The organism is Pseudomonas sp. 2,4-D (assembly GCF_030418155.1).
In the GTDB taxonomy this organism is placed as follows: Bacteria; Pseudomonadota; Gammaproteobacteria; order Pseudomonadales; family Pseudomonadaceae; genus Aquipseudomonas; species Aquipseudomonas alloputida.
In genome coordinates this window covers 1-26,007 of record NZ_JAUHUI010000034.1, presented here as the reverse complement: position 1 = coordinate 26,007, position 26,007 = coordinate 1, and the positions used below count along the sequence as shown (strand labels likewise).

At 62.9% G+C, this 26,007-nt stretch carries 27 protein-coding genes; 16 read left to right on the top strand and 11 right to left on the bottom strand.

Annotated elements, in window-relative coordinates; genetic code table 11:
* Nucleotides 1-75 precede the first annotated feature (75 nt).
* The 7 genes from purD to QYE47_RS20560 all read right to left on the bottom strand — a co-directional run bounded on the left by purD (nucleotide 76) and on the right by QYE47_RS20560 (nucleotide 7,594).
* Complete coding sequence (gene purD / locus QYE47_RS20590; RefSeq protein ID WP_070384396.1) at nucleotides 76-1,371, bottom strand: phosphoribosylamine--glycine ligase; 1,296 nt, start codon at nucleotides 1,369-1,371, stop codon at nucleotides 76-78.
* Nucleotides 1,372-1,517: 146 nt separating this feature from the next.
* A complete protein-coding gene (purH, locus tag QYE47_RS20585) occupies nucleotides 1,518-3,125 on the bottom strand; it encodes a bifunctional phosphoribosylaminoimidazolecarboxamide formyltransferase/IMP cyclohydrolase (RefSeq protein WP_070384395.1) in 1,608 nt (535 codons plus the stop codon).
* Nucleotides 3,126-3,206: 81 nt separating this feature from the next.
* Entirely contained in the window at nucleotides 3,207-3,527 is a 321-nt protein-coding gene (gene fis, locus QYE47_RS20580) for a DNA-binding transcriptional regulator Fis (RefSeq protein ID WP_012274390.1), read from the bottom strand.
* Entirely contained in the window at nucleotides 3,524-4,537 is a 1,014-nt protein-coding gene (dusB, locus tag QYE47_RS20575; RefSeq protein ID WP_003249695.1) for a tRNA dihydrouridine synthase DusB, read from the bottom strand. The genes fis and dusB overlap by 4 nt, the downstream gene beginning before the upstream one ends.
* Before the next feature lie 207 nt (nucleotides 4,538-4,744).
* Nucleotides 4,745-6,100, bottom strand: coding sequence for a DUF3426 domain-containing protein (locus QYE47_RS20570; protein WP_070384394.1), 1,356 nt, complete (start codon nucleotides 6,098-6,100; stop codon nucleotides 4,745-4,747).
* 43 nt (nucleotides 6,101-6,143) lie between these two features.
* Nucleotides 6,144-7,022 (bottom strand): 50S ribosomal protein L11 methyltransferase, encoded by an 879-nt coding sequence (gene prmA, locus QYE47_RS20565; RefSeq protein ID WP_003249700.1) that lies wholly within the window; start codon nucleotides 7,020-7,022, stop codon nucleotides 6,144-6,146.
* 116 nt (nucleotides 7,023-7,138) lie between these two features.
* Nucleotides 7,139-7,594, bottom strand: a complete 456-nt coding sequence (locus QYE47_RS20560; protein WP_070384393.1) for a MaoC family dehydratase — start codon at nucleotides 7,592-7,594, stop codon at nucleotides 7,139-7,141.
* A gap of 143 nt (nucleotides 7,595-7,737) precedes the next feature.
* Between QYE47_RS20560 and QYE47_RS20555 the strand changes: the two genes are divergently transcribed.
* From QYE47_RS20555 to QYE47_RS20545, 3 genes are read left to right on the top strand one after another with little or no spacing between them, the layout of a single operon-like run.
* Complete coding sequence (locus tag QYE47_RS20555; protein WP_070384392.1) at nucleotides 7,738-8,100, top strand: CidA/LrgA family protein; 363 nt, start codon at nucleotides 7,738-7,740, stop codon at nucleotides 8,098-8,100.
* Entirely contained in the window at nucleotides 8,097-8,813 is a 717-nt protein-coding gene (locus QYE47_RS20550; protein ID WP_004576852.1) for an LrgB family protein, read from the top strand. The genes QYE47_RS20555 and QYE47_RS20550 overlap by 4 nt, the downstream gene beginning before the upstream one ends.
* Before the next feature lie 9 nt (nucleotides 8,814-8,822).
* The gene (locus tag QYE47_RS20545; RefSeq protein WP_003249708.1) at nucleotides 8,823-9,413 is read left to right on the top strand and encodes an LON peptidase substrate-binding domain-containing protein; all 591 of its coding nucleotides are present in this window, start codon (nucleotides 8,823-8,825) and stop codon (nucleotides 9,411-9,413) included.
* 130 nt (nucleotides 9,414-9,543) lie between these two features.
* On the opposite strand, the gene QYE47_RS20540 is transcribed toward QYE47_RS20545, so the two are convergent.
* Nucleotides 9,544-10,860, bottom strand: coding sequence for a bifunctional DedA family/phosphatase PAP2 family protein (locus tag QYE47_RS20540; RefSeq protein WP_070384391.1), 1,317 nt, complete (start codon nucleotides 10,858-10,860; stop codon nucleotides 9,544-9,546).
* A 2-nt stretch (nucleotides 10,861-10,862) separates the two neighbouring features.
* A complete protein-coding gene (locus tag QYE47_RS20535; protein ID WP_070384390.1) occupies nucleotides 10,863-11,531 on the bottom strand; it encodes a DNA-3-methyladenine glycosylase in 669 nt (222 codons plus the stop codon).
* 304 nt (nucleotides 11,532-11,835) lie between these two features.
* Between QYE47_RS20535 and QYE47_RS20530 the strand changes: the two genes are divergently transcribed.
* The 13 genes from QYE47_RS20530 (at nucleotide 11,836) to QYE47_RS20470 (ending at nucleotide 24,219) form a co-directional block, all read left to right on the top strand.
* Nucleotides 11,836-13,107 carry a glutamate-5-semialdehyde dehydrogenase gene (locus QYE47_RS20530; RefSeq protein WP_004576854.1) on the top strand — a complete coding sequence of 424 codons (1,272 nt, stop codon included), beginning with the start codon at nucleotides 11,836-11,838 and terminating at the stop codon, nucleotides 13,105-13,107.
* Nucleotides 13,076-13,768, top strand: a complete 693-nt coding sequence (nadD, locus tag QYE47_RS20525) for a nicotinate-nucleotide adenylyltransferase (RefSeq protein ID WP_014592538.1) — start codon at nucleotides 13,076-13,078, stop codon at nucleotides 13,766-13,768. Before QYE47_RS20530 ends, nadD begins: the two co-directional genes overlap by 32 nt.
* A 43-nt stretch (nucleotides 13,769-13,811) precedes the next feature.
* The gene (rsfS, locus tag QYE47_RS20520) at nucleotides 13,812-14,231 is read left to right on the top strand and encodes a ribosome silencing factor (protein ID WP_009685825.1); all 420 of its coding nucleotides are present in this window, start codon (nucleotides 13,812-13,814) and stop codon (nucleotides 14,229-14,231) included.
* 10 nt (nucleotides 14,232-14,241) lie between these two features.
* The gene (gene rlmH, locus QYE47_RS20515; protein WP_003249722.1) at nucleotides 14,242-14,709 is read left to right on the top strand and encodes a 23S rRNA (pseudouridine(1915)-N(3))-methyltransferase RlmH; all 468 of its coding nucleotides are present in this window, start codon (nucleotides 14,242-14,244) and stop codon (nucleotides 14,707-14,709) included.
* Between the two features lie 16 nt (nucleotides 14,710-14,725).
* The gene (gene mrdA / locus QYE47_RS20510) at nucleotides 14,726-16,615 is read left to right on the top strand and encodes a penicillin-binding protein 2 (protein WP_019437047.1); all 1,890 of its coding nucleotides are present in this window, start codon (nucleotides 14,726-14,728) and stop codon (nucleotides 16,613-16,615) included.
* 38 nt (nucleotides 16,616-16,653) lie between these two features.
* Nucleotides 16,654-17,757, top strand: coding sequence for a rod shape-determining protein RodA (rodA, locus tag QYE47_RS20505; RefSeq protein WP_003249727.1), 1,104 nt, complete (start codon nucleotides 16,654-16,656; stop codon nucleotides 17,755-17,757).
* Between the two features lie 17 nt (nucleotides 17,758-17,774).
* A complete protein-coding gene (gene mltB / locus QYE47_RS20500; protein WP_014592536.1) occupies nucleotides 17,775-18,785 on the top strand; it encodes a lytic murein transglycosylase B in 1,011 nt (336 codons plus the stop codon).
* Nucleotides 18,785-19,786 carry a septal ring lytic transglycosylase RlpA family protein gene (locus QYE47_RS20495; protein ID WP_014592535.1) on the top strand — a complete coding sequence of 334 codons (1,002 nt, stop codon included), beginning with the start codon at nucleotides 18,785-18,787 and terminating at the stop codon, nucleotides 19,784-19,786. Before mltB ends, QYE47_RS20495 begins: the two co-directional genes overlap by 1 nt.
* Before the next feature lie 220 nt (nucleotides 19,787-20,006).
* Nucleotides 20,007-21,167, top strand: a complete 1,161-nt coding sequence (locus QYE47_RS20490) for a D-alanyl-D-alanine carboxypeptidase family protein (protein ID WP_014592534.1) — start codon at nucleotides 20,007-20,009, stop codon at nucleotides 21,165-21,167.
* 73 nt (nucleotides 21,168-21,240) lie between these two features.
* Complete coding sequence (locus QYE47_RS20485) at nucleotides 21,241-21,516, top strand: DUF493 domain-containing protein (RefSeq protein ID WP_003249736.1); 276 nt, start codon at nucleotides 21,241-21,243, stop codon at nucleotides 21,514-21,516.
* Entirely contained in the window at nucleotides 21,516-22,163 is a 648-nt protein-coding gene (lipB, locus tag QYE47_RS20480) for a lipoyl(octanoyl) transferase LipB (RefSeq protein WP_003249738.1), read from the top strand. Before QYE47_RS20485 ends, lipB begins: the two co-directional genes overlap by 1 nt.
* A gap of 2 nt (nucleotides 22,164-22,165) precedes the next feature.
* Entirely contained in the window at nucleotides 22,166-23,182 is a 1,017-nt protein-coding gene (gene lipA, locus QYE47_RS20475; protein ID WP_003249742.1) for a lipoyl synthase, read from the top strand.
* 98 nt (nucleotides 23,183-23,280) lie between these two features.
* Nucleotides 23,281-24,219, top strand: a complete 939-nt coding sequence (locus QYE47_RS20470) for an LD-carboxypeptidase (RefSeq protein ID WP_014592533.1) — start codon at nucleotides 23,281-23,283, stop codon at nucleotides 24,217-24,219.
* A gap of 33 nt (nucleotides 24,220-24,252) precedes the next feature.
* On the opposite strand, the gene QYE47_RS20465 is transcribed toward QYE47_RS20470, so the two are convergent.
* Nucleotides 24,253-25,569, bottom strand: coding sequence for a lytic murein transglycosylase (locus QYE47_RS20465; protein WP_014592532.1), 1,317 nt, complete (start codon nucleotides 25,567-25,569; stop codon nucleotides 24,253-24,255).
* A gap of 60 nt (nucleotides 25,570-25,629) precedes the next feature.
* The gene (gene arfA, locus QYE47_RS20460) at nucleotides 25,630-25,794 is read right to left on the bottom strand and encodes an alternative ribosome rescue factor ArfA (protein WP_003249747.1); all 165 of its coding nucleotides are present in this window, start codon (nucleotides 25,792-25,794) and stop codon (nucleotides 25,630-25,632) included.
* Nucleotides 25,795-26,007: the final 213 nt, after the last annotated feature.

Below are 26,007 nucleotides of genomic sequence, written 5' to 3'. Positions count from 1 at the left end.
AGGCAAGGCCCATTCCGGGCCCTGTCGACGAGCCGGATGCCGCAGGCTGAAACCGCTACGGCATACCGGTAGTACTTACTGCTGGTGCTCACCGCGCTCGCGGGCGATGGCCCGATAGCCGATGTCGGAACGGTAGAAGCTGCCGTTCCAGCTGACTTCCTTGGCCAGGCGATAAGCCTGCTGCTGCGCGTCGGCAACGGTGCTGCCCATGGCGGTGGCACACAGCACGCGCCCGCCGTTGGTGGTTACCTTGCCATCCTTGAGCGCAGTACCGGCATGGAATACCTTGCCTTCGAGCTTGGCGGCAGCGTCCAGGCCGTTGATCACGTCGCCCTTGGCGTAGTCGCCCGGGTAACCGCCCGCGGCCAGGACCACGCCCAGGCTCGGGCGCGGGTCCCACTGTGCTTCGACCTTGTCCAGTGCCTTGGCGAATGCAGCTTCCACCAGCAGGACCAGGCTCGACTCCAGGCGCAGCATGACCGGCTGGGTTTCCGGGTCGCCGAAGCGGCAGTTGAACTCGATGACCTTGGGGTTGCCCGCCTTGTCGATCATCAGGCCGGCGTAGAGGAAGCCGGTGTAGACGTTGCCTTCCTCGGCCATGCCGCGCACGGTTGGCCAGATCACCTGGTCCATCACGCGCTGGTGCACGTCGGCGGTAACGACCGGGGCAGGGGAGTAGGCGCCCATGCCGCCCGTGTTCGGGCCGGTATCCTGGTCGCCGACGCGCTTGTGGTCCTGGCTGGTGGCCATGGGCAGCACATTGTGGCCGTCGACCATGACGATGAAGCTGGCTTCCTCGCCGTCGAGAAACTCTTCGATCACGACACGCGAACCTGCTTCACCGAAGGCGTTGCCAGCCAGCATGTCACGCACGGCGGCTTCGGCTTCTTCCAGCGTCATGGCGACGATCACGCCCTTGCCAGCCGCCAGGCCATCGGCCTTGATCACGATTGGCGCGCCTTTTTCCTGCAGGTAGGCCAGCGCTGGCTCGATCTCGGTGAAATTCTGGTAGTCGGCGGTCGGGATCTTGTGACGCGCCAGGAAATCCTTGGTGAAGGCCTTGGAGCCTTCCAGCTGGGCCGCGCCCTTGGTTGGGCCGAAGCAGTCCAGGCCGCGGCTGCGGAACAGGTCGACCACGCCGATAACCAGCGGTGCTTCCGGGCCGACGATGGTCAGGTCGACGTTTTTCTCGGCGAAGTCGGCCAGTTGCTCCAGGGCACACACGTCGATGGCGACGTTCTCGCACTTGGCTTCAATGGCGGTACCGGCGTTGCCCGGGGCAACGAAGACTTTCTCGACGCGTGGGTCCTGGGCGACTTTCCAGGCCAGGGCGTGCTCACGGCCGCCGCTGCCGATGATCAAAACTTTCATGTCAAAACCTCGATTCAAGTGATCCCGTGGCTTGCGCCGAACACTGTGGGAGCGGGCTTGCCCGCGAATGCGGCGGTGAATCCACCATCGTATTCGCGGGCAAGCCCGCTCCCACAGGATCTCGACTCGCCTCGGGATCCGCGTAATTAGTGGCGGAAGTGACGCATGCCAGTGAAGACCATCGCGATGCCGGCCTCGTCGGCAGCAGCGATGACTTCAGCATCACGCATCGAACCACCCGGCTGGATCACGGCGCTGATACCCACTTTAGCTGCATTGTCGATGCCGTCACGGAACGGGAAGAATGCATCCGACGCCATGACCGCGCCCTGCACCTGCAGGCCAGCGTGCTCGGCCTTGATTGCAGCGATGCGGGCGGAGTTGACGCGGCTCATCTGGCCGGCGCCGACGCCGATGGTCTGGCGCTGCTTGGCGTAGACAATGGCGTTGGACTTGACGAACTTGGCCACTTTCCAGGCGAATACCAGGTCGTGGATCTCTTGCTCGGTCGGGGCACGCTTGGTGACGATCTTCAGGTCATCGGCGGTGATCATGCCGATATCGCGGCTTTGCACCAGCAGGCCACCGTTGACGCGCTTGAAGTCCCAACCGGCAGCGCGCTCGGCTGGCCACTCGCCGCACTCCAGCAGGCGTACGTTCTGTTTGGCAGCCACCACCTCGCGGGCGGCCTGGGAGATTTTCGGGGCGATGATCACTTCGACGAACTGGCGGTCGACAATGGCCTTGGCGGTTTCGCCGTCCAGTTCACGGTTGAATGCGATGATGCCGCCGAACGCCGATTCGGTGTCGGTCGCGTAGGCCAGGTCGTAGGCTTTGCGGATGCCGCCTTCGTCTTCCGGTACTACCGCCACGCCGCACGGGTTGGCGTGCTTGACGATGACGCAGGCCGGCTTGACGAAGCTCTTTACGCATTCCAGCGCGGCGTCAGTGTCGGCCACGTTGTTGAATGACAGTTCCTTGCCTTGCAGCTGGACAGCGGTGGAAATGCTGGCTTCGCCTTTCTTGGCTTCTACATAGAACGCCGCGCTCTGGTGCGGGTTCTCGCCATAACGCATTTCCTGTGCCTTGACGAACTGGCTGTTGAAGGTGCGCGGGAATTCGTTGCGCGCCTCAGTGCTCAGGGTGTCCTTGGCCTGGTCGATGGTGCCCATGTAGTTGGCGATCATGCCGTCGTAGGCGGCAGTGTGCTCGAACGCCTTGAGCATCAGGTCGAAGCGCTGGGCATAGGTCAGGCCACCGGCCTTGAGGCCTTCGACGATGCCGGCGTAGTCGCTGGCGTTGACCACGATGGCCACGTCCTTGTGGTTCTTGGCTGCCGAACGGACCATGGTCGGGCCGCCGATGTCGATGTTCTCGATGGCGGTCGGCAGGTCACAGCCAGGCTTGGAAATGGTGGCTTCGAACGGGTACAGGTTGACCGCAACCAGGTCGATCGGCTTGATGCCGTGCTCGTTCATGATGGCGTCGTCGGTGCCACGACGGCCGAGGATACCGCCGTGGATCTTCGGGTGCAGGGTTTTGACCCGGCCATCCATCATTTCGGCGAAGCCGGTGTAGTCGGCCACTTCCACCGCGTTTACGCCGTTGTCCTTGAGCAGCTTGTAGGTGCCGCCGGTGGACAGGATCTCGACACCGAGCTGCTGCAGCTCACGGGCGAATTCGAGGATACCGGTCTTGTCGGAGACGCTGATCAGGGCGCGGCGGACTGGCAGGCGGGTAGTCTGGTCGGTCATTTCGGGTTCCAATAACGCGGTGGAGTCAGCAAAAAAGGCGCCTCTGTTCAGGGAGTCGCCTTTTCTGGATGGGATTCTGGCTTACAACAAGTCGTACTGCTTGAGCTTCTTGCGCAGGGTGCCTCGGTTCAGCCCGAGCATCTCGCTGGCCTTGGTCTGGTTGCCCTTCACGTAGTTCATCACGCTTTCGAGCAGGGGCGCCTCGACTTCGGAGAGCACCAGGTTGTACACGTCCGTCACGGTCGCGCCTTCCAGGTGGGCGAAGTAGTTGTGCAGCGCCTTCTCGACGCTGTCGCGAAGGGTCTGGCCCTCTTCGCTCGGCGTGTTGAGGTGCTGTTTCAGGTTGGCGTTGTCGCTCACGGGCGTTGTTCCACTCACAAATGTCTCGGTCATCATCGTCATGCGGCCACCCCTTGTCCGTCCTCTGTCTCAAGGCTCTGTCGACGTTCGCTGAAAAACGCGCGAACGTTGGCGCACTGCGCTTGTGTGTCTTCCAAAGCGTTGAACCGGGCGCGAAACTCCTTGCCGCCGGGTCGTGTTGCCAGGTACCAGCCAACGTGCTTGCGGGCGATACGTACGCCCATCACATCGCCATAGAAGGCATGCAGCGCGGCCAGATGCTCCAGCAGGATGCGTTCCACTTCGTCCAGTTGCGGCGCTGGCAGATGTTCGCCAGTGCGCAGGTAATGCTCGATCTCGCGAAAGATCCATGGCCGCCCCTGGGCAGCCCGGCCAATCAACAGGCCATCGACCCCGGTGGTTTCCAGCACCGCCCGGGCCTTTTCTGGCGAGGTGATATCGCCGTTGGCAAAAACCGGGATTGACACCGCCTGCTTGATGGCAGCGATGGTGTCGTACTCGGCTTCGCCGGTGTACAGGTCGGCACGTGTGCGGCCATGCACCGCCAGCGCCTGGATGCCAGCCTGTTCGGCGATCTTCGCCACGTTCAGGCCGTTCTTGTTCGCCCGGTCCCAGCCGGTGCGGATTTTCAGGGTCACCGGTACGTCCACGGCGCTGACCACGGCGTGGAGGATCTCGCTGACCAAGGCTTCATCTCTCAATAAAGCAGAGCCTGCGGCTTTGTTGCAGACTTTTTTTGCCGGACAGCCCATGTTGATGTCGATGATCTGGGCACCTGCTTCGACATTGGCCTTTGCCGCCGCTGCCATCATCTGCGCATCACCGCCGGCGATCTGCACCGAGCGTGGCTCGGGATCACCTTCATGGATGCGGCGCAGGCTCGACTTGCGGCTGTTCCACAGGCTCATGTCGCTGCTTACCATTTCCGACACCACCATGCCGGCGCCCAGGCGCTGGCAAAGTGTACGGAAAGGCTGGTCCGTGACCCCGGCCATGGGCGCGAGGATCAGGTTGTTACGTAGTGTGTATTGGCCGATGCGTACCGCCGACATAGGTGATCCCTGTTGTGGGGCCGAATCTTGGAGTTCGAAAAAGGGTTGGCATGATACCCGCTCTCGATGACTGGATAAAGATGGATTTGGATAAAATCTGAACAGTTGTCGGCTTATGCCTTTGCGCTTCAAGCAGCAAGCGACAAGACGAAAAGCGGTCACGGTTGGGGCTTCTTGTCTTGTCGCTTGCTGCTGGCCGCTTGCCGCCTACTCCGGCGAACGGAAGCTCAGGCTGTAATTCACGGCCTTCGGCCCAGGGTCGAGGATGTCCAGGGCAATGTGGATTGGCGTCTGGCTGGGCATTTCGCCACGCCCTGCCAGTTCGCCCGACAGGTACTCGCTGGGCTTGAAGCGACGGCTGGCGATCAGTTGACCATTGAGGTCGGCGAAGCGCAGCTCCAGCAATGGGAACGGCTGGGCGAACGGTGCGCGGTTGTAGATGATCGCGTCGACAATGAGTGCGCCCTTGAAGTCCGGGTGGCTGCGCACCACCAGATTGCTGCTCTTGATGCGTGCAATATCGACGCGGGTAGGCACCTGGCAACCGACCATCGGGCAGATCTGCTGGAAAATCGGCCGATACTGGTCCTGGCGGGCCATTTCGTCGAAATGGAACCACACGTACTGGAACGCCAGCAGGCCGGCAGCCAGCAGGGTCAGAAAGCCCCACAGCAGGCGCTTGCCCCAGTTGGGTGCGGGTTTTTCCCAGCCTAGCTGCAGCGGGTCGTCGACCACGTCGACCAGCGGCTCCTTGCGCGAGGAGCGCTCGGGTTTGCTGGCAAAGCCTGGTTCCAGGCGCTCTCCGGGCAGCGGCTCGACGGGCTCGTCGTCATGCGCCGACAGGCGCAGCGCCAGTGGTTCATCGTCGCGGGCGCTCAGGCCTTTTTCCGGGGTTTCGTCATCGCTGATGCGCAGCGGTTCGCTGAATGCGGGCTGGTCATCGCGTACGGCCGCACTGTGCACGGGGGGCTCGCCATCGATGTCCAGGTCAAGGTTGCTGCCCAGGGTAGGCTCGGTGCGTTCGCCGGGTGCAGGCTCCAGGTCGAGCTCCAAAGGTTCCGGTTCCAGCAGCACCGGGGTAGGCTCTGCCGGTTCCTGCGGCACGTAGGGCTCATCGGTAGCCGTGCCGAAAAGGTCTTCTGCGTGCTCGTCCGGGTGAAGTTCATCGCGCCGGGCCTGCAGGTTCTCATCCTGGCTGGCCGTGCGGGCCGGGGCCGGTTGGCCGCGACGCTCCAGGCGCTCCAGTTCCTTGTCGAGGTCGAGCTCGTCCAGCGCCTGGGCAGTCAGCGCCCAGTCCTGGTCAGGAGGGGTGCCGCGTACGCTGTCGGCGGGCTCTTGCGCCGGCTCGGCCAGTGGGGCGGCAGGCGCTGGAGGTACCGGTGCCGGCACCACGGGGGCGCTGGTGGTAGCGGCACGGTTTTGCTCCAGCAGCTGCTTGGCGGCATTGAATACCTGCAGACAGTGACCGCAGCGCACCACGCCACGCGCCACGCCCAACTGGTGGTGGGTGACGCGAAAGCTGGTCTGGCAATGCGGGCACTGGGTGACGAAACTGTCGGTCATGCGGCGATCCGGGGAGCTGTGCAGAAAAGTATTCTAGGCCCGCTTAGCGACGCCGACCACTGATGCGCACCCAGCCGTCGCGCACGACGATCGGGTCCAGTTCAAAGTCGGCGGCATAAGCGGCGGCCACGTCTTCACCTTGCTCGGCGAGGATGCCCGAAAGCGCCAGCAGACCACCTGGGCGAACCAGGCCGGACAACTGTGGCGCCAGCGACACCAGGGGGCCGGCGAGGATGTTGGCAACCAGTACGTCGGCCTGCATCGCCGGCATGTGCTCGGGCAGGTACAGCGCCAGTTTCTCGTCGGCAATGCCGTTGCGTTGGGCGTTGTCGCGCGAAGCCTCGATGGCCTGCACGTCGATGTCGGTACCTACCGCTTCGCGAGCGCCCAGCAGCAGCGCAGCGATGGCCAGGATGCCCGAACCGCAGCCAAAGTCCAGCACCTGGGTGCCTTCAAGCTGCTGGCCGTCGAGCCATTCCAGGCACAGGGCCGTGGTGGGGTGGGTGCCGGTGCCAAAGGCCAGGCCCGGGTCGAGCAGCAGGTTCACGGCGTCCTTTTCCGGGGCATCGTGCCAGCTGGGCACGATCCACAGGCGGCGGCCGAAGCGCATCGGCTGGAAGTTGTCCATCCAGCTGCGTTCCCAGTCCTGGTCCTCGATCACCTCGGCCTGGTGCTCGGGCAGCTCGGCGCCGGTCAGCAGGCGCAGGTGGGCGAACACCTGTTCAGGGTCGGCATCGGCCTCGAACAGCGCCAGCAGGTGAGTATGCGACCACAGCGGGGTGGTGTTGAGGTCTGGTTCGAAGATCGGTTGATCTTCGGCATCCATGAACGTGACCGAGACGGCGCCTACTTCAAGTAGCGCATCTTCATAGGTTTCGGCTTGTTCCGGGCTGATGGCCAGGCGTACTTGCAGCCAGGGCATGGCGGGCACCTTTGATAAATCGACAGGGGCAGCCCTAGGCTGCGCGAAGGCTGGCAGTTTACGCGAGTGCGGGGGATTTGTGGATCGGGGGCTGCACAGCAGCCCCCGGGCATGTATCAGACAAAACAGAGCGACAGCGACTCGGCTATATAAGCAGGTTTGTCTTCACCCTCAATCTCCAGCGTGGCAATCGCCTTGAGTAGCCACTGCCCCGGCTTTTTCTCCACCACCTCGCCCAGCTTTACCTTCAGCCGAACCCGGCTGTCGACCTTGACCGGCTGAATGAAGCGCACGCTGTCCAGCCCGTAGTTCACCACCATCTTCAACCCTTGCGGCAGGACGAGGATGTCCTCGATCAGCTTGGGGATCAGCGACAAGGTCAGGAAACCATGGGCGATCGTGCCGCCAAACGGGGTTTTTGCCGCCTTCTCAGGGTCGACATGGATGAACTGGAAATCGCCGGTCGCCTCGGCGAACAGGTTGATGCGCTGCTGGTCGATCTTCAACCACTCCGATTGGCCCAGCTCCTTGCCAACGTACTGCGAAAGCTCTGTAACCGGTACATGGGGCATCGCGGACTCTCCGGGCTGTCAATTGGTACGAAAGTACAAGATCAGCACGGCGAACCGTTTCAGTCAAGTTGCCCGCTTTTCGGCGAATGTCGGTCTGAAGCTGTGCGTGCTTATAATGGCGGCCATGCCCGAGGGAGATGCTTATGCTGTTGCGTGGTTTGACCTGGCTGGTCCTGTTCCAGCTGCTGGGGACGGCGATCAATCACCTGTTTGTGCCGTTTTTGCCCGGGCCGATCATCGGCCTGTTGTTGCTGCTGCTCTTCCTCATGGCCCGCGGTGAGGTCGGCAAGCCGCTGAACGAGGCCGCCAGCAGCTTGCTGCGCTATCTCCCGCTGCTGCTGGTGCCGCCGGCAGTCGGGGTGATGGTATATGCCAGGGACATTGCCGCCGACTTCTGGGCGATTTCCGGGGCCTTGCTGATCTCCTGCCTGGTGACCCTGGTATTCGTCGGTGTGCTGATGCAAAAGCTCATCCAGCGCCAGGGCAAGCGTGAGGAGCAGCCATGATGCTCGATTGGCAGGGCGCGCTCGATGCGGTCATTCATCACCCATTGTTCGGTATCGGCATCACGCTGGGGGCCTATCAGGTAGTGCTGGCAGCCTACGAGAAAACCCGCTGGATCTTCCTGCAACCTGTATTGGTATCGATGCTGCTGGTGATCGGTGTGTTGCTGCTGTGCGGCATCGATTACAGCGAGTACCGCAAAAGCACCGAAATCATGAACATCCTGCTGGGGCCCGCTACCGTGGCCCTGGCTGTGCCGCTCTATCTTAACCTGCGTCGCATCCGCCAGCTGTTCTGGCCTACATTTACTACGCTGGTAGTCGGAGGCCTGTTCGCCACGCTCTGCTGCCTGGTGCTGGGCTGGTGGTTCGGTGCCGAGCACATGATCCTGATGACCATGGCGCCGAAGTCCGTCACCTCGCCGATCGCCATGCTGGTGGCTGAGCAGATTGGCGGCGTGGCGGCCCTCGCCGCGGTGTTCGTGTTGATTACCGGGGTGATCGGGGCGATCTTCGGCCCGGCGTTGCTGAGCCGCTTCGGCGTGCACAGCCCTGAGGCGCGCGGCATGTCGCTGGGCGTGACCGCACACGCAGTGGGCACTTCGGTGGCCCTGCAGGAAAGTGACGAATGCGGCGCCTTTGCCGCGCTGGCGATGAGCCTGATGGGAGTGGCTACAGCGGTGTTCCTGCCGCTGGCAGTCAGCCTGGTGGCTTGAGGAATTGTGATGACGCTACCGCTGTTTCCGCTCAATACCGTGCTGTTTCCTGGCTGCTTTCTCGATTTGCAGATTTTCGAGGCGCGCTACCTGGACATGATCGGGCGCTGCATGAAGCAGGGCGAAGGGTTTGGGGTGGTGTGCATCCTTGAGGGCGAACAAGTCGGCAAGGCACCGCCGGTGGTCGCCTCGATCGGCTGTGAAGCGGTGATCCGCGACTTCGTGCAGCAGGATAACGGCTTACTGGGTATCCGCGTCGAGGGCGTGCGGCGCTTCAACCTGGAAAGCTCCGAGGTGCAGAAGGACCAGTTGCTGGTGGGCCAGGTGCAATGGCTGCCGGAGCAGGCAGACAGCCCATTGCTGGAAGCCGATGACGACCTGTTGGCGCTGCTGGTGGCTCTGGGTGAGCACCCCATGGTCGAAGCGCTGGGCATGCCGCGCCCGGTGGACGGGCGTCAGGCGCTGGCCAATCAGCTGGCGTATCTGTTGCCGTTCATGGAAGAGGACAAGCTGGACCTGCTGACCCTCGATTCGCCGCAGCAGCGGCTGGGGGAAATCCAGAAGCTGCTGGAGCGGATTCAGGGTGAATTGTTCGCCTGATGGTGCTGTATTGCCGGTGCCGGCCCCTTCGCGGGTAAACCCGCTCCTACAACGCGCGTAATACCCTGTGAACCACGCGATACCCATTGTAGGAGCGGGTTCACCCGCGAATAGGCCGGCACAGGCAACATCAATACTGATACCTGGCCAACGCCTGCGGCAACGCATGCATGGCGAAGAACGCCAGCAGCGCCACACATGCCGGCAACACCAGCCACCACACCCGTAGCGGCAGGGCTGGCAGGGGCTGCTGGCGTTGCACCAGTGTCAGGCTGAGTGCGCATACGCAACAGGCCAGAAGGGCCCCAGCCAGGATATCGGTTGGCCAGTGCGCCCCCAGGTACACCCGCGACAGGGCAATCGCCAGCGCTGGAATGCACCCCAGCATGACCCAGGTCAGGCGCATCCGGGGTGGCTGCCCACGCCCTGCCAGTACGGCCATTACCAGGAAGAACGCGAACGATGCCGAGCTGTGCCCGCTGGGCATGCTGTAGCTGGTCAGTGGATCGGTCAGTACGTCCGGCCTGGCTCGGGCAAATAGCCATTTCAGTGTGCCGTTGGCGATCGCCGTGCCCATCAACGCGCCCGCCGCGAAAAATGCGTGTCGCCACTGACGGGCAAGCAGCAGCAGGCCGGTCAGCAGGGCGCCGAGGAACAACTGGGTGCGGAAATCGCCTAGCCGTGTCACCAGCACCACGGTGCTGTCGATGGCCTGGCTGCGATGCTCCTGGACCAGTGTCATCACGCCTTGGTCGAATTCATGGAGGTAGCGCCAGCCGAGGAATACACCGGCCAGGGTGATGAAACTGAGCGCGGCAACCAGCCGGGTGCCGTGGCGCTGGTCACGCAGGCTGGTATTCAGGCTCAGGCCGATCAGCACCGCGAGGGCGCCGGCGATGATCCCGGCGTCCAGCCAGAAACCTTCCGGCAGGGGCAGGCGCATGGCGGCGCCGGTGGCCCAGCCGGGTAGCAGGTAGGCTACCGACCAGCCGGCGCCCGCCAACAGGCTGACGGCGATGAAGCGCGGCAGGGGCATGTCGAACATGCCGGCGACCATTGGCAGCATCGGCCGCAGCGGGCCGATGAAACGGCCTACCAGCAGGCTGGCGATGCCATAACGCTGGAAGTAGCTTTCGGCGCTGCCGATCCATTCCGGGTGGTGGCGTAGCAGCGGCAGGCGGCGGATGTTCTGGTGGAAGTACTTGCCCACTGCGTAAGACAAGGCGTCGCCCAGCAGGCCGCCGAGAAAGCCGAGGAGCAGCGTTTCGCCCAGGCTGAACGTGCCGTTACCGGCCAGTACGGCAACGGCGAACAGCAGTACGGTGCCCGGCACGATAATGCCGGCGATGGCCAGGCATTCGATGCAGGCCACCAGGAAAATCGCCAGGCCAAGCCACTGCGGGTTGGCGCTGAGCCAGCCGGTCAGGCTGTCGAGCCATTGGCCCATGTTCAGCTTCCTTGTTCGAGAATGAAGAAATCACGGCCTTCGACTTGGCCGCGACGTAACGGGTTCCGTGTGCAGAAACGGGCGTACTCGGCATCGACGAAGCGGTATGGCAGGTGCTCGTCGCGCCCGTGCGGGATGCCCAGGCGAGCAGCCTGGATCACCCGGGGCACGGCGTTGCCGCAGTCCTCGACGTACAGGCGTTCGGCGTCGAAACGCTGGGCGTCCCAATGCGGCACTTTCAGGCCCAGGGCCCGGCATAGCAGGGTCTGGCCGGCGCACAGGCGCTCTTGCGGGCGGATATTGCCGCTTGCATCGGGGTTGTTCAGTTGCATCTGCGCCAGGCTGTAGGGCCCCGAGAGGGTGTCCTGCCAAGGATAGGCAGACTTGATCAGCACCGCGTTGCCCGGCCCGTGGGCGCTGAAGTTCAGCGAATCGCCGCCGCGGGCGTAGTACATGTAGATGTGCCCCCCATCCAGGAACAGCGCCTTGCGTTTTTCGGTGTAGCCGAGCGAAGCGTGGCTACCTTTGTCGGAAAGGTAGTAGGCCTCGGTCTCGATGATCCGCGCGGCCAGCCACAGGTCGCCGTGGCGGTGACGGATGACCTTGCCCAGCAGGGCCTTGGCCAGGGTCTGGGCGTCGCGGTCGAAAAAGCTGTCGGGCAGGGCTGGCATGCGGGCAGTTCGTGGCTGGAGAGGCGGGGATGATAGCAATGAATGGCTTAATCGAGGCTGAATTGGAGGGTGAAGTTGGCAGTGCCGGCTCTTTCGCGGGTAAACCCGCTCCTACACAAATCCCTGTGGAAGCGGGCGCGCCCGCGAAAGGGCCGCAACAGGAGGTGGAAATCTCGATAACCCCGGTTACATCTTTCCTACACATTGCCCCATCCATTTTCTACCATCCGCCACCCGCCGCTGGGCGTACACCTGCGCGGCAGTTATAATCAGCCGATTTCCCCTTCGCCAAGACACCGAACCCATGACTGAGTCCGTTCTTGACTACATGACCCGCTTGGGTCGCGCTGCCCGTGAGGCTTCCCGGGTGATTGGCCGTGCCAGCACTGCGCAGAAGAACCGCGCCCTGCAAGCCGCCGCCGACGCGCTGGACGCTGCCCGTGCCGAACTCACCGCTGCCAACGAGCTGGACCTGGCCGCCGGCCGCGCCAGTGGCCTGGAGCCCGCACTGCTCGACCGTCTGGCGCTGACCCCGGCGCGTATCGACGGCATGATCACCGGCTTGCGCCAGGTGGCCAGCCTGCCGGACCCGGTCGGTGCCATCCGCGACATGAGCTACCGTCCATCGGGCATTCAGGTAGGCAAGATGCGTACCCCGCTGGGGGTGATCGGGATCATCTATGAATCGCGCCCGAACGTGACCATTGATGCCGCCAGCCTGTGCCTCAAGTCGGGCAATGCAACCATCCTGCGGGGCGGTTCCGAAGCCATACACTCCAACCGCGCCATTGCCACCTGCATTCAGCGTGGCCTGGCCGAAGCCGGCCTGCCGGCGGCGGTGGTGCAGGTGGTCGAAACCACCGACCGCGAAGCCGTGGGCGCGCTGATCAGCATGCCGGAATTCGTCGATGTCATCGTACCGCGCGGAGGCCGTGGCCTGATCGAGCGCATTAGTCGCGATGCCCGCGTGCCGGTGATCAAGCACCTGGACGGCATCTGCCACATCTATGTCAGCCAGCATGCCGACCTGGACAAGGCCTGGAATGTGGCTTTCAACGCCAAGACCTACCGCTACGGCATCTGCGGTGCCATGGAAACGCTGCTGGTCGACCAGCAAGTGGCTGAGCGCTTTTTGCCAGAAATGGCCCGCCGCTTCGTGGAGAAGGGCGTGGAGCTGCGCGGTTGCGAGCGTACCCAGGCTATCATCAGCGCCAAACCGGCCACCGAAGCCGACTGGCACACGGAATACCTCGATGCGATCCTGTCGATTCGCGTGGTCGACGGCCTGAACCAGGCCATCGAGCACATCAACCACTATGGCTCGCACCACACCGACTCGATCATCAGCGAACACCAGGGTGAAGCCCGTCAGTTCATGGCTGAGGTCGACTCGGCGTCGGTCATGCTCAACACCCCGACCTGCTTTGCCGATGGCTTCGAGTACGGCCTGGGTGCGGAAATCGGTATTTCCACCGACAAGCTGCATGCCCGCGGCCCTGTCGGCCTGGAAGGCCTGACCTGCGAGAAGTATGTGGTGATCGGCGATGGCCAGTTGCGCGGCCAGGGGTCCTGCTGAGTTGAGCAAGGCCCAGGCAGTCCGGCGTATCGGCATTCTAGGTGGTACCTTCGACCCCGTGCATATCGGCCACTTGCGCAGCGCGCTGGAAGTGGCCGAGTTCATGGGGCTCGATGAGCTACGCCTGCTGCCCAATGCCCGGCCGCCGCACCGCGACACGCCACAGGTGGCCGCGCAGGATCGCCTGGCCATGGTCCGTGAAGCGGTGCAGGGCGTCGCTTGCCTGAGCGTCGATGCCCGCGAGCTGGAACGTGACAAGCCGTCGTACACCATCGATACGCTGGAATCGATCCGCGCCGAGCTGTCCGGCAACGACCAGCTATTCCTGGTGCTGGGTTGGGATGCCTTCTGTGGCCTGCCCGCCTGGCATCGCTGGGAAGAATTGCTGCAACACTGTCACATCCTGGTACTGCAACGTCCGGATGCCGACGTAGAACCCCCTGACGAGTTGCGCAACCTGTTGGCTGCGCGCTCGGAGAGCGATCCCACCGCCATGTCCGGCCCGGCGGGAAATATTTCGTTCGTCTGGCAGACGCCGCTTGCGGTGTCGGCTACACAGATCCGACAGCTGCTGGCCAGCGGCAAATCGGTGAGGTTCCTGGTGCCGGACGCCGTACTGGCCTATATCGAGGCGCACGAACTGTATCGTGCGCCCAACTGACGGTGCCTCTGGCGCCTCATCCAACGAGTTGAACGAGTTTTATATGACCAAGCAGAAAATTTACGGCGAAGAACTGGTCGCAGTGACCAAGGCAGCGCTGGAAGACGTCAAGGCCCAGGACATCCAGGTCATCGACGTGCGCGAGAAGCACAGCCTGACCGACTACATGATCATTGCCACCGGTACCTCCAACCGCCAGATCAACGCGATGGCCGAAAAGGTCCGTGAAGCAGTCAAGGCCAAGGGCGCCCAGCCACTGGGTGAAGAAGGCAAAGGCGACAGCGACTGGGTGCTGCTGGACCTGAACGACGTCATCGTGCACATGATGACCGCCGCTGCCCGCCAGTTCTACGACCTTGAGCGTCTGTGGCAGGGTGCCGAGCAAAGCCGTGCCGCCGATGGCAAGCACCACAGCCCGGACCATGCTCACGAGTACTCCGACAAGCTCAAAGACCGCGAATAAGGAAAGCGCTGTGCGTCTGCGCCTGATTGCGGTCGGCTCGCGCATGCCGAAGTGGGTCGAGGAAGGCTGGCATGAATATGCCAAGCGCCTGCCCGCCGAGCTGTCGCTGGAGCTGGTGGAAATCCCGCTGAACACCCGTGGCAAGAATGCCGACGTCGCCCGCCTGATCCGTCAGGAGGGCGAAGCCATGCTGAGCAAGGTGCAGCCTGGGGAACGCATTGTCACCCTCGAGGTCCATGGCAAGCCCTGGAGTACCGAGCAGCTGGCCACCGAGCTGGACCGCTGGCGCCTGGATGCGCGCACGGTGAATTTGATGGTGGGCGGCCCGGAGGGCCTGGCGCCTGAGGTTTGCGCGCGCGCCGAGCAACGTTGGTCGCTGTCGCCGCTGACTTTGCCGCACCCGTTGGTAAGGATACTCATCGGCGAGCAGATCTACCGCGCCTGGACCGTGTTGTCCGGGCACCCTTACCACAAATGAGCCTGTAAGCAGTCCGATGTCGCAGCCGATCCGTCTCAAGGACCACGAGAAAGACGCCCGCCTGGTGCGCAACCGCGTCGTGGTCGGCGCAGTGGCGATCATGCTGCTTGTTTGTGTGTTGATCGCACGGCTGTACTACCTGCAGATCATCCAGTACGACTACCACTCCACGCTGTCGGAGAACAACCGGGTGCATGTGCAGCCGATCCCGCCAACCCGCGGGTTGATCTTCGACCGCAACGGGGTGATCGTTGCCGACAACCGGCCCAGCTTCAGCCTGTCGATGACCCGCGAACGTGCGGGTAACTGGCAGGAAGTGCTGGATACCATTGTCGAAGTGCTTGATCTCACTGCTGACGACCGTGCCCTTTTCGAGAAGCGCATGCGCCAGGGCCGCCGGCCATTCGAGCCGGTGCCGATCCTGTTCGAGCTCAACGAAGAGCAGATCGCCCGCGTGGCGGTAAACCAGTTCCGCCTGCCGGGTGTGGAAGTGGTGGCACAGCTGGTGCGGCATTACCCGCAGGGTGCGCATTTCGCCCATTCGGTGGGTTATGTAGGGCGGATCAACGAGAAAGAGCTGAAAACGCTCGACCCGGTGAACTACAGCGGCACCCACCATATCGGCAAGACCGGCATCGAGCGCTTCTACGAGGCCGCCCTGCATGGTCAGGTGGGTTACGAGGAAGTCGAGACCAACGCCCGTGGCCGGGTGCTGCGGGTGCTCAAGCGCACCGACCCGAAGCCGGGCAAGGACATTGTGCTGAGCCTGGACATCAAGCTGCAGGAGGCCGCTGAAGCCGCGCTGGGAGGCCGGCGTGGTGCAGTGGTTGCGCTCGACCCGCGAACCGGCGAGGTGCTGGCGATGGTGAGTCAGCCTAGCTTCGACCCCAACCTGTTCGTCACCGGCATCAGCTTCAAGGCCTATGCCGAATTGCGCGATTCGATCGATCGGCCGCTGTTCAACCGCGTGCTGCGTGGCTTGTACCCGCCGGGGTCGACCATCAAGCCGGCGGTGGCTATTGCCGGTCTGGACAGTGGCGTGGTGAATGCCAGCAGCAGGGTGTTCGACCCTGGCTACTACCAGTTGCCCAACTACGACCATAAATACCGTAACTGGAACCGTTCCGGGGATGGCTGGGTCGACCTGGACACCGCCATCATGCGCTCGAACGACACCTACTTCTATGACCTTGCGCACAAGATGGGCATCGATCGCTTGTCCAGCTACATGAACAAGTTCGGTATTGGCCAGCGGGTTTCCCTCGATATGTTCGAGGAGTCTGCCGGGTTGATGCCGTCGCGCGAATGGAAGCGTGCCACCCGTCGCCAGGCCTGGTTCCCTGGCGAAACCCTGATTCTCGGCATCGGCCAGGGCTATATGCAGGCTACGCCGCTGCAACTGGCCCAAGCCACTGCACTGATCGCCAACAAAGGTGTGTGGAACCGCCCGCACCTGGCCAAGACCATCGAAGGCCTGCCGCCGGTAGACGACAACCCCATGGAAGACATCGTGCTGCGTGACAAGTCCGACTGGGCCAAGGTCACCCATGGCATGGAACAGGTGATGCACAACGCCCGCGGTACCGCGCGCAAGGCAGCTGCCGGAGCCCAATACCGCATTGCCGGCAAGAGCGGTACCGCCCAGGTGGTGGCGATCAAGCAGGGCGAGAAGTATGACCGCAACAAGCTCCAGGAGCGCCACCGTGACCATGCCCTGTTCGTCGCGTTTGCCCCAGCCGAAGCCCCGAAAATCGTGGTTTCGGTGATGGTCGAGAACGGTGAGTCCGGCTCGGGTGTCGCCGCTCCGGTGGTACGCCAGATCATGGACGCCTGGCTGCTCGACGAAAATGGCCGGCTCAAACCCGAGTTCGCGCCCGCCACCGTTACCCAGGAATCGGCCCTGTGATGAACAATTTCGATCGCATGCTCTCCAGCGAGGATGTGATGCGTCGGCGTGCGAGCTTTCTGCAACGCATCCATATCGACGGCCCCTTGCTGATCATTCTGCTGACCCTTGCAGCCGGCAGCCTGTTCGTACTGTATTCGGCCAGTGGCAAGAACTGGGACCTGCTGCTCAAGCAAGCCACCTCGTTTGGCATCGGTCTGGTGTCGATGTTCGTCATCGCCCAGCTGGAGCCGCGCTTCATGGCGCGTTGGGTGCCATTGGCCTACCTGGCCGGGGTGCTGTTGCTGGTAGTGGTCGACGTAATGGGCCACAACGCCATGGGGGCCACACGCTGGATCAACATTCCTGGGGTGATCCGCTTCCAGCCCTCGGAATTCATGAAGATCATCATGCCGGCGACCATCGCCTGGTACCTGTCCAAGCGCACCTTGCCGCCCCATTTGAAGCACGTGGCGATCAGCCTGGTGCTGATCGGCGTGCCGTTCATGCTGATCGTACGTCAGCCCGACCTGGGGACCGCGCTGCTGATCCTGGCCTCTGGTGCCTTCGTGCTGTTCATGGGCGGCTTGCGCTGGCGCTGGATCCTCAGCGTGCTGGCGGCAGCCGTGCCAGTCGCGGTGGCAATGTGGTTCTTCGTCATGCACGACTACCAGAAGCAGCGGGTATTGACCTTCCTCGACCCTGAAAGCGACCCGTTGGGCACCGGTTGGAACATCATCCAATCCAAGGCAGCGATCGGCTCGGGCGGGGTGTTTGGCAAAGGCTGGCTGCTTGGCACGCAGTCGCACCTGGACTTTTTGCCGGAAAGCCACACCGACTTCATCATCGCCGTGCTCGGCGAGGAATTCGGCCTGGTCGGCATCTGCCTGCTGCTGATTGTCTACCTGCTGCTGATCGGCCGTGGCCTGGTGATCACCGCCCAGGCGCAGACCCTGTTCGGCAAGCTGCTTGCGGGCAGCCTGACCATGACTTTTTTTGTATACGTGTTCGTCAATATCGGAATGGTAAGCGGCCTTCTGCCCGTGGTGGGCGTGCCGTTACCTTTCATCAGCTATGGCGGAACATCGTTGGTGACGCTGCTGTCAGCGTTTGGCGTTTTGATGTCGATCCATACGCACCGCAAATGGATCGCGCAGGTTTGAATAAGGTGAACAATTTCATGCAAGCAGTGCGTAACTGGGCTGCCCGTTGTGCGCCTTGGATCGGTGCGGTGGGCCTGTTCGGCGCTGTACAGCTGGCCCATGCCGGCGAATACGACGGCTCGCCCGAGGTAGCCGCGTTTGTTGGCGAAATGAGCCGCGACTACGGTTTTGCGCCTGAGCAACTGATGGGTGTGTTTCGTGAGGTGCAGCGCAAGCAGTCGATCCTCGACGCCATATCGCGCCCGGCCGAGCGGGTCAAACCGTGGAAGGACTACCGGCCGATGTTCATCACCGATGCACGTATCGCTCGCGGTGTGGATTTCTGGCGTCAGCACGAGGCTGTATTGGCACGTGCCGAGCAGGAGTACGGCGTACCTGCGCAGTACATTGTCGCGATCATTGGCGTGGAAACCTTCTTTGGCCGCAATACCGGCAACTACCGGGTGATCGACGCCCTGTCGACGCTGGGCTTCGACTACCCGCCACGGGCCGAGTTCTTCCGCAAGGAGCTGCGTGAGTTCCTGCTGCTGGCCCGTGAGGAACAGCTCGATCCCTTGACGCTCAAGGGCTCGTACGCCGGCGCCATGGGGCTGCCGCAGTTCATGCCAAGCAGCTTCCGCAACTACGCGGTGGACTTCGACGGGGACGGCCATATCAATATCTGGAACAACCCTGACGATGCCATCGGCAGCGTGGCCAGCTACTTCAAGCGCCACGGCTGGGTGGCCGGCGAGGGTGTGGTCAGTCGCGCCTGGGTGGAAGGTGAGCGCGCCGACGAAGGCCTGACCACCGGCATCGAGCCGGTGAAAACGGTAGGGGAGTTGCGTACGCTTGGCTGGTCGGTTCATGATTCGCTGCGCGATGATCTGCCGGTTACCGCCTTCCGTCTCGAGGGCGAGAGCGGCCCCGAGTACTGGATGGGCCTGAAGAACTTCTACGCGATCACTCGCTACAACCGCAGCGTGATGTATGCCATGGCGGTACATCAGCTTGCGGAACAGCTGGTTCAAGTACGGGGCGTCAAGTAATGCGCGCAATCATCTCTGCCAACGCTTTCAAGCTGCTCACCTGCCTCGCCGTCGGTGTGGCGCTGGCCAGCTGCTCTTCCAACCGCCCGGCCCCGAAAAGCAGTGGCAACGTCGTGCGCAGCCAGCCGGGCCTGGACATCAACCGGGCGCACAAGGACGGCGCGCCGTGGTGGGACGTGGATGTGAACAAGATCCCCGATGCCACCCCGACCGTGCACACCGGTAACTACAAGGCCAACCCGTACACAGTGCTTGGCAAGACCTACTACCCGATGCAGGACTCGCGCAACTACCGCGCCGAGGGTACGGCATCGTGGTACGGCACCAAGTTCCACGGGCAGAACACTGCAAATGGCGAGCTGTACGACCTGTATGGCATGAGCGCAGCGCACAAGACCCTGCCGCTGCCAGCCTATGTGCGGGTGACCAACCTGGCGAACGGCCGCAGCGTGATCCTTCGGGTGAACGACCGTGGCCCGTTCTATTCCGACCGAATCATCGACTTGTCCTATGCTGCCGCGAAAAAGCTCGGCTATGCCGAGATCGGCACCGCGCATGTGCGCGTCGAGGGTATCGACCCGCAGCAGTGGTGGGCTCAGCGCGGCCAAACGCCGCCGATGGTGCTGAAGGAGCCGCAAGTGGCGCAGACCCAGGCAATACCGGCCAGTACCGGGCGGGTCGAGCAGTGGACCCCGCCGCCACAGCAGCACGCAGCGCCCGTGGTACCCGTGCAGGTGGGTGGCAACAACGTGCCCGGTGGTAACGGTGGCAGTTTCTTGCAGGTAGGCGCGTTCGCCAACCCGGACGCTGCCGAGTTACTGCGCGCCAAGCTCAGCACCATGGTCAATGCACCCGTGTTCATCAGCTCGATCGTGCGTAACCAGCAGACCCTGCACCGCGTGCGCCTGGGGCCGATCGGCAGCCAGGGCGAGATCCAGCAAGCACAGGACAGCATTCGCCTGGCGAACTTGGGGCAGGCAAAGCTGGTCACAGCAGACTGACTGTGGGAGCGGGCGCGCCTGCGAAGACGGCAACACCAAACTATCGGTTTTGTCATGAATTGCCGGTCGCGGCCATGTACAATGACCGCTTTTGCCCGCAGCGACATAAAGCCGCACATTCGCGGGCCAGGCCATTGGCCATAAAACTAGACTGACTGGCGCTGGGCACATGATCTTGCCCAGGGAACATCTCAGACCATTAGCGATTTTCGAGAGACGGATGAACATCACCAACCTTGCCAAACGACTTTGCCTGCCTGTACTGCTGCTGATCACGCCTGCCGCCTTTGCGGCGGAGCAGATGACGCCGGCGCCACCGCAACTGGCAGCCAAGTCCTACGTACTCATGGACGCGTCCAGCGGCAACGTGCTGGTCGAGAACAACGGTGACGAGCGCCTGCCGCCAGCCAGCCTGACCAAGCTGATGACCGCCTACATCGCCACCCTGGACATCCGCCGCGGCCAGATCGGTGAAAGCGACCCGGTTACTGTCAGCGAAAACGCCTGGCGTACCGGCGGTTCGCGCATGTTCATCAAGGTTGGCAGCCAGGTAACGGTCAGCGACCTGCTGCACGGCATCATCATCCAGTCCGGTAACGACGCCTCGGTCGCCCTGGCCGAGCACATCGCCGGCAGCGAAGACGCCTTTGCCGACATGATGAACAAGACGGCTGCCGACCTGGGCATGACCAACAGCCACTTCATGAACCCGACCGGTCTGCCGCACCCCGAGCATTACTCGTCGGCGCACGACATGGCGACCCTGGCCCGTGCGATCATCAACGTCGACCCGGCCCACTACGCCATCTACTCGCAGAAAGAGTTCTTCTGGAACAATATCAAGCAGCCTAACCGCAACCTGCTGCTGTGGCGTGACAAGACCGTCGATGGCCTGAAAACCGGTCACACCGACGAAGCCGGCTACTGCATGGTGGCGTCGGCCGTTCGTGACGGCCAGCGCCTGATCGCAGTGGTGTTCGGTACCAACAGCGAACAATCGCGTGCTGCCGAAACCCAGAAGCTGCTGACCTACGGTTTCCGCTTCTTCGAAACCCAGACCTTCTACCAGAAGGGCACCGAGCTGACCCAGGCCCCGGTCTGGAAGGGCGCTACCAGCCAGATCAAGGCTGGCCTGGCTGACGACCTGACCATGACTATGCCTAAAGGCCAATTGAAGCGTCTGCAGGCTTCGATGACCATGAACCCGCAGCTCACCGCACCGATCGCCAAAGGTGACGTGATCGGCAAAGTGGAAGTCAAACTGGACGAGAAAGTGGTTCACAGCGCCGACCTGATCGCCCTTGATGGCGTCGAGGAAGGTGGTTTCTTCCGCCGTATGTGGGATAGCATCCGTCTATTCTTCTACGGGTTGTTCAACTGATACGTGACCTGCATGCCCCCGCGCCTACCGCGGGGGTGTTGTTGTTGCCACGGCTTACGAGGCCGTTTCCGCCATGAGCGAACCAGACGTCAAGTCGCACAAGATCGAATTCCCTTGCGACGATTACCCGATCAAGGTCATCGGTGACACCGTTGTCGGTTTCAAGGACACGGTGATCGAGATTCTCAGCAAGCACGCCAAAGTCGACCTTTCCACCCTGGCCGAACGCCAGAGCAAGGAAGGCAAATACACCACCGTGCAATTGCACATCGTTGCCGAAAGCGAGAACCAGCTGCACGATATCAACAGCGCCCTGCGCGCTACCGGCATCGTGAAAATGGTGCTTTGATGTCCGCCTGCCTCGGTTTTCGCGAGCTTGGCCTGCAGCCCTATGAACCGGTGCTGGAGGCCATGCGTCGTTTTACCGAGCAGCGCAGCCCGGACAGCCAGGATGAAATCTGGCTGGTCGAGCACCCCGCGGTCTTCACCCAGGGGCAGGCCGGCAAGGCCGAGCACCTGCTGGTGCCGGGCGACATACCGGTGGTGCAGACCGACCGCGGCGGTCAGGTCACTTACCATGGCCCCGGGCAGTTGGTGGCCTACCTGCTGCTGGATGTGCGCCGGCTGGGCTTTGGCGTGCGTGAGCTGGTCAGCCGTATCGAGCTGGCCCTGATCGACCTGCTCGCCAGCTATGCTGTTCAGGCGTCTGCCAAGCCCGATGCCCCGGGTGTCTATGTCGACGGAGCGAAAATCGCCTCCCTCGGCCTGCGAATTCGCAACGGCCGTTCGTTTCACGGCCTTGCCCTGAACGTGGACATGGACCTTGCGCCATTCCGCCGAATCAACCCCTGCGGCTATGCGGGGCTGGCGATGACCCAGCTGCGCGACCTGGCAGGTCCGATCGAACTCGACGAGGTCAGGACAAGGCTGCGCGGACAGCTGGTCAAGCACCTCGACTACGCTGAGCAGACGACCCTCACGGGCGGAATCGACTGAATATGACAACTGTGCAAGAAGCCGTGCCGAACCTGATACCTACCCAGGATGCCACCCCGCGCCCAGCGCCGAAGAAGGTGGAAGCTGGGGTCAAGCTGCGTGGTGCCGACAAAGTCGCGCGCATCCCGGTGAAGATCATCCCTACCGATGAGCTACCCAAGAAGCCCGACTGGATTCGCGTGCGTATCCCGGTGTCGCCCGAGGTTGACCGCATCAAACAACTGCTGCGCAAGCACAAACTGCACAGCGTGTGTGAAGAGGCCTCCTGCCCGAACCTGGGCGAGTGCTTCTCGGGTGGTACCGCCACCTTCATGATCATGGGTGACATCTGCACCCGTCGTTGCCCGTTCTGCGACGTTGGTCACGGCCGACCGAAGCCGCTGGATCTGGACGAGCCGAAAAACCTGGCGGTTGCCATTGCCGACCTGCGCCTGAAGTATGTGGTGATCACCTCGGTGGACCGCGACGACCTGCGTGACGGTGGTGCCCAGCACTTCGCTGACTGCATCCGCGAAATCCGCGCGCTGTCGCCGGGCGTGCAGTTGGAGACCTTGGTGCCGGACTACCGTGGCCGTATGGACGTTGCCCTGGAAATCACCGCGCAAGAGCCGCCGGATGTGTTCAACCACAACCTCGAGACCGTACCGCGCCTGTACAAGGCCGCGCGCCCGGGTTCGGACTATGACTGGTCGCTGGACTTGCTGCAGAAGTTCAAGCAGTTGGTGCCGCACGTACCGACCAAGTCGGGCCTGATGCTCGGCCTGGGCGAAACCGACGAGGAAGTGATCGAAGTGATGCACCGCATGCGCGAGCATGACATCGACATGCTTACCCTCGGCCAGTACCTGCAGCCGTCGCGCAGCCACTTGCCGGTGCAGCGTTTCGTTCACCCGGACACCTTTGCCTGGTTTGCCGAGGAAGGTTACAAGATGGGCTTCAAGAACGTTGCTTCTGGCCCGCTGGTGCGTTCTTCGTACCACGCCGACCAGCAGGCCCACGAAGCCAAGATCAAGCTCTGAGCTATGCTCTAGCCTAGAGCAGAGCCACAGATGCCGATGCGCGCCCAAGGGCGGCATCGGCATTTTTGTTTGTGTCCCATGCGCTGCAAGGAGCCGCGATGTATTGCGCCAAAACCTTCCAACCCACCCTGCCAGCCGCGCTGCCGGCCAACGCATGTTTTGCCATTGTCGCCCCGGCGGGCGCGGCGCGGCTTGATGCGCACAAGGTAAGCCAGTGGTTCGTTGACCGCGGCTACCGTTGCCATATCTACCCGGGTGCCCTGCAGGCGCAGGGCTACTTGGCGGGGCCGGACCAGCAGCGCCTGCAGGACTTGCATGCAGCGTTTGCCGATCCGGCCATGGACGCCATCCTGTGCATGCGTGGCGGCTACGGCAGCATGCGCCTGCTTGACCAGCTCGACTTTGAACTGATCCGGCGCAACCCCAAGCCGCTGATCGGCTACAGCGACATCACCGCGCTGCATACGGCGATCTACCGGCATGCCGGACTGGTGACCTTCCATGGGGGAATGCTCAATGCCGACCTGTTGGGGGCCAAGTTGCCACCGACCGAGTCGTCGTTGCTGGCGCAACTGGGTGGGCATGTGAGGGCAGGCGAGCAGGTCGCGCACCCGGCGGGTTTCGCTTTGGGCTGCGTGCTGCCGGGGGCGGCCAGCGGGCCGCTGCTGGGGGGCAACCTGTCGATGCTGGGTGCGACCATGGGGACGCTTGCCGAGCTGGATACCCAGGGCTGCATCCTGTTCATCGAGGATGTCAACGAGCCGTTGTACAGGGTGGATCGGCTGCTGACCCAGTTACGCCTGGCAGGCAAGCTGGAGGGGATCAAAGGCGTGCTGGTGGGCGACTTTGCCGGTATTACCACAGCCGCGCTGACACCATTGCTGGAGGATACGTTTGCACCGCTGGGTGTACCGGTGCTGGCGGGCTGGCGCAGCGGGCATTGTGACCCGAATGTATGTTTGCCCCTGGGGGCTCGGGTGACGCTGGATAGTGTTCAGCAAACACTGGTGCTGGAGCAGGATCTGTTCAGGGCGTGAAACTACCGGGGCCGCGCAGCGGCCCCGAAATGCTTACTGCTGCCGCAGGCTCTCAAGCAGCTTATGGGTCGGGTAGCCATCCGCCGGCCAGCCCAGCCCTTGCTGGGCATTGCGGATCGCCTTGCGGGTATTGGCCCCGATAATGCCATCGGCATTACCCGCATCATGCCCGCGGCTGTTCAACAGGTTCTGCAACTCCATGCGCTCGCTGCGGCTGAGCGGCAAATCCTCTTTCGGCCAGCTGCCGGCTATGAAGCCCCAGCCGCTGAAGCGATCCCCGAGCAGGCTCACCGCCAAGGCATAGGACGACGAGTTGTTGTACTTGAGGATGGCGCGGAAGTTGTCCAGCACCAGGAACGCCGGGCCGCGTGCACCGGCCGGCAGCAGCAGGGCGGCAGACAGCTGGTTGCTACCTGCCGGCAGCTGGGTGCCTGCTGGCAGTTTCACGCCCATCGCCAGCCATTCACTCACTGGTTTGCGCAGTGCGCCATCGGCTTGCCAGAAGTCGAAGCCCGCCGGCACCTGTACCTCGAAGCCCCACGGTTGGCCGCGTTTCCAGCCCGAACTCTGCAGGTAGTGCGCTGTTGAGGCCAGGGCGTCTGGTGTGCTGTTCCAGATGTCGCGGCGGCCATCGCCGTCGAAGTCAACGGCATGGGTGTTGTAGGTGGTCGGGATGAACTGGGTCTGGCCCATGGCGCCGGCCCACGAGCCACGCATGGCTTCAGGCTGGATGTCACCATGCTGGATGATCTGCAGCGCGGCAATCAGCTGATCCTGGGCGAACTGTGGGCGGCGGCCCTCATAGGCCAAAGTGGCCAGCGAGCGGATTACCGACTTGCTGCCCTGGAACTGGCCGAAGTTGCTTTCCATGCCCCACACCGCGACCAGCACCTGGCGGTCCACGCCATAGCGTTGCTCAAGGCGAGTCAGCAGCTCGGCGTTCTGCTCCAGCAGCTTCTTGCCGTTGCGCACACGCAGGGGCGACAGGGCGCCTTCGAGGTATTCCCACACCGGGCGAGTGAACTCCGGCTGGCTACGGTCTGCCTTGATCACGTCCAGGTCGGGGGTGACACCGAGGAAGGCACGGTCGAAGGTGCTCGGCGAAATGCCGGCTTGCAGGGCCTGCTCGCGGAAGCCCGCTTGCCATTGGGCGAAGGTTTGCAGGGGCTGGATGTCAGTGCTGACGTCGGGCGTTGCGCCGGGCACGGTCACCACGGGATTGGGTTGGGCAGGGGCCAGCGGCAGCGCGTCGGCGGCGGTGGGCTTTTCCGCACAGGCCACGAGCAGAATGAAGCTGGAGGCCGCGATCAGCTGGCGGGTTTCCCAGCGGGGGATAAGACGGAAGAGCATGCACAGATCCAGAGTTGCAGGTCAGGTGACGACCATACCATGCCTGCGCTTGCGATGCTTTCATGCAGCCAAAAAGTAGGAAGCCTCCCAATCTCTCGATTGGAAGGCTTCGCGGCGGTAGCTGCCTTTGCCCTTGTTCGGCTGTTCCTGGCGGCAGCGGAACAGTGGCTGGGCAACGATGGACTTGGCCTTGTTGGGGCCGTGCTTTTTCGGCTTTTTGCTCATGGCGGGCTTCCCGGGTTGGGTGGGTTTCGCGGCGCACTGTAGGCCCCCCGAGGGGTGGGGGCCAATTGATTGTGTATATGGTCGAGGCGCTGGTGCCTATGTAGGAGCGGGTTTACCCGCGTATACGGTAGCGGCGGCAACGGTGAACGGCGGGTGGAGATTGGCCAGCAGGCCCGGCCCTTTCGCGGGTAAACCCGCTCCTACGACGGCCTG